Source organism: Sulfuricurvum sp. (assembly GCF_049305995.1).
In the GTDB taxonomy this organism is placed as follows: Bacteria; Campylobacterota; Campylobacteria; order Campylobacterales; family Sulfurimonadaceae; genus Sulfuricurvum.
The window spans coordinates 1-3,331 of the sequence record NZ_JBAQPS010000099.1 but is presented as its reverse complement, the minus strand read 5'-3'; the positions used below and the strand labels follow the sequence as shown (position 1 = coordinate 3,331).

The window sequence follows — 3,331 nt, the reverse complement described above, 5'->3', positions numbered from 1 at the left end:
TGCTAAAACTTCCTCACATACATGATTAACTGCATATAATTCTCTCTTCACCGTTTCAGAGGCAAAAAGATTAAATATTCCTTTATACCACCATGGCCAATGATCATAGGAGCCGTTCCCTCTCAATTGATTCGGGTGAGTGGAATCGACCAACACCAGTGCTTTTACCTCGTGCGGATAACGCCGTGCGTAGTATTGGAAATAAAGCCCTCCGAGTGAATGGCCTACCAGTACATAGGGAGGTTTGATACCTTTATTGGATAAAACAGATCGCAATTCATCGATAATCGTTTCACCGTCTCTTGGGGTAAACACATTTTTACTCTCTCCATATCCTGCACGATTATAGGCAAATACGGTTTCACTTTTTGAGACTTCGGGGATCACTTTATCCCAATAATCATAGGTGGCACCTAAGCCGTTTTCAAAAACAACCGTTGTATTGCTTTCGTGTTGGATATAAACATATTCAACGTGTCGGTTTGAATCAAAAGTATCAATTTGCTTCGGTAAATAAGAGGCACATCCTGAAAACAAGTTAATCACCCATATTGATATAAAAAATTTGTACTGTAAATTACTAATCATTTCAATTTTCGAAGCTTGTATTTGATAATTACCCCGTTCATATCTGTCTGCAAAATTAGTTCATGATCGGTTTGAGCCATTTGGACAACTTCAACAGCATCCAATACATCTCCTAGAATCGGAATAAAACTTAATGCCATCGGCGTGTCGATAGGTTTGTCATTATAAATAATTACTTCTCCTCCAAAGTGTTTAGCCACTGTTTCAAAAGGCTTTCCAAGTAATTTTTGAACATCATCCTTCTTTGTTTTAGAGAGAATAATCGGAAGAGGATGATACCCATTAAAATCAACTGGTTGAAGTTCAGATGTATCCAATGTCGGTAAAGAAGCTGCTTTTAAAATTCCTGAACGAGGATCTTCACGCTGTATATAATGTCCTGAATCCCAAATAATATCCGATGGAGCATTGCCCAGCTTTACAATCCAATCTTGATTAAGCTTTCCCCACTCTTTGATATACTCTTCATTCGCAATCGGATCAGCTCTACCGCTGAAGAGAAGTTGAGAGGGAATCTTCAAAGGCATTTCCATCGAAATCTGATCAAGACACTGAGTTTGTTCGTTAAATTCTCTTTTTCGGGTAGAGCCTCCTATCCCAACCGATTGCATACCTTTAATCATCATAGCGATACCGGGATGAGCTTGCTCAACAATCTCCAAGTTTTTCGGGTGAGTGGGGTCAATTAATACGATTCCCGAAACATCATCAGGATACATTTTTGCAAAAACATACTGATAGAGCCCTCCTAGAGAATGTCCCACCAGTAAATATGGTGGTTTGACACCTGATTCGATCAATCGATCATGCAACTCTTTTGAAATCGTACATGGGTCACGTTTACCCTCTACCGCAGGACTATCTCCCATACCCGGTCTATCGTATAAATACAATGGCAACTTATCTTTTAACAATATTTGTACACCATTCCAAACCGTTTTATCATCACCAAAACCAGATTGAAAAACCACCGTCGGAACCGAATGGTTTGATTCTAACGATGTGACCATAGAATTTGCGAAAGCCCATACAGGCAAAAGCCATATTACAATTATTATTAGTGATTTTTTCACCATTCTACTCCAAGCTAATATACAGTTCACTGTCAAAAACGCATTCTTCAGCTGATGGCACGATTTGAATATATTTTTCAAACGATGCCTCCGATCCAAATGTGTACCCGTTTTCGATTATCCAGCCAGCCAATCCGAACCAACCTTCCAAACCATCTCCGCCATCTTCATTATGCACTACCATCGCATATTTTCCGGATGGTATTGTTTTGATTTCAAACCCATTGTCTACTAAAAATCGGATTTCATTTTCTCCGCTCGCTATACATGCATCATAACGGATACGACATGCTTCTGTGACACTTGGATCATCGTGACAAATACCAAAAAATTCGGTATTTTCAAGCGTCAATCGAATATCAGTTTTACCATGATATTTCTGACTAAGCTGATGTATTTGACCAAATAAAGACTCCCATGCTTGATCAATACTTTTATCATACTCACCCACAGCACGTTTGAAAACGACCTTTTTTTTTTCTACATAAACAATTTTTGGTTGATTCTTTAATCTAGGCAAAAAATCTTTCCAAAACGCCGTTTTCTTCGTTTTGTATTCGAAAGGAGTCATGCCAAATCTTTTTTTAAATGCTTTATAAAATCCTGCCGATGTTTCATACCCTGCTTCATATACAGAGCCGGCAAGTGAAGATGGGCGTAAAATATGCAATGCCGATTTTTCTATACGGAGACGCTTAGCGTATTCCATCACCGATTCGCCGAAACGGTTTTTAAAGATTCGAGAAAAATGAAACTTTGAATATCCAGCCTTTTGTGCCAACGCTTCCACATTCAATGTATCATTTAAATCATGTTCGATGTATCGAAGGGCTTTATTTAAATGGATATTCATCCGTTACTCCATTTTTTATAGTGCTAACATTTTAATACAGTTTTTTAAAAGACAATTATCCCCGATTGCTCTTTTCTATAATTGCATCGGCACACATCTTGCCCGAAATGATTGCCGGAGAAAATCCACCTGCAATGACAAATTGCCCAACAAAATATAAGTTATTGACTTTATCTGATTTTATTTTTGGCACTCTAAAAAATTGTCGCGGTGTCGGTTTGTAACCGTATGCTGTACCATTGGGTGTTTTGGTATACCTCACCATGGTTTTAGGGGTTGCCACCTCTGTAAACTCGATATATTGTCTAAGATTCAGATATGATTTTTCCAGTTTTTCAAGAGTATTTTCCAATATTCTCTCTTTTTGTTTTTTGTACTCCTCATCATCCAATCTATCCCAATTTTTAAGTTCACCCATTAAACAAATCTCCCCAAATGATTTAGCTTCATCGACAAGACCGGAATCAATTTGCGAATAATCGACAAATACAAAAGAATTCACATCATCAATAATAAAATTTGAATAACACCCTTTTCCATAAATATTTTTTAAATTTTTTGAAAACCCCAAATAAATCGTTGTAATGGACTCTGCAATTTGTTTTCCTTCACTGTAGGCAATATCAAAAAGTTTATAGCTATCCTGTGGCGAAATATTGGAGATGATTTCATCTGCTTCAATGGTTATATTTTGATTTTTGGTCGTATAGGTAACACTTTTTATATCGGCTTTAATGACATTGGCTTTTGTTATAATCTCACCACAATTTTGCTGGATAATCTTTGCCAGATACTCGCTGAGTTTATAACTTCCACC

At 37.3% G+C, this 3,331-nt stretch carries 4 protein-coding genes; all 4 read right to left on the bottom strand.

Annotation, left to right across the window (positions count from 1 at the left end):
• Window positions 1–537, bottom strand: a 537-nt coding sequence (locus WA010_RS03355) for an alpha/beta fold hydrolase (RefSeq protein ID WP_422555759.1), incomplete at its 3' end; no start/stop codon positions are given.
• 47 nt (window positions 538–584) lie between these two features.
• Window positions 585–1,598, bottom strand: coding sequence for an alpha/beta fold hydrolase (locus WA010_RS03350; RefSeq protein ID WP_422555758.1), 1,014 nt, complete (start codon window positions 1,596–1,598; stop codon window positions 585–587).
• A gap of 67 nt (window positions 1,599–1,665) precedes the next feature.
• A complete protein-coding gene (locus WA010_RS03345; protein WP_422555757.1) occupies window positions 1,666–2,514 on the bottom strand; it encodes an AraC family transcriptional regulator in 849 nt (282 codons plus the stop codon).
• A gap of 55 nt (window positions 2,515–2,569) precedes the next feature.
• Window positions 2,570–3,331 (bottom strand): phytoene desaturase family protein (locus WA010_RS03340; protein WP_422555756.1); only part of this gene is annotated, 762 nt, incomplete at its 5' end.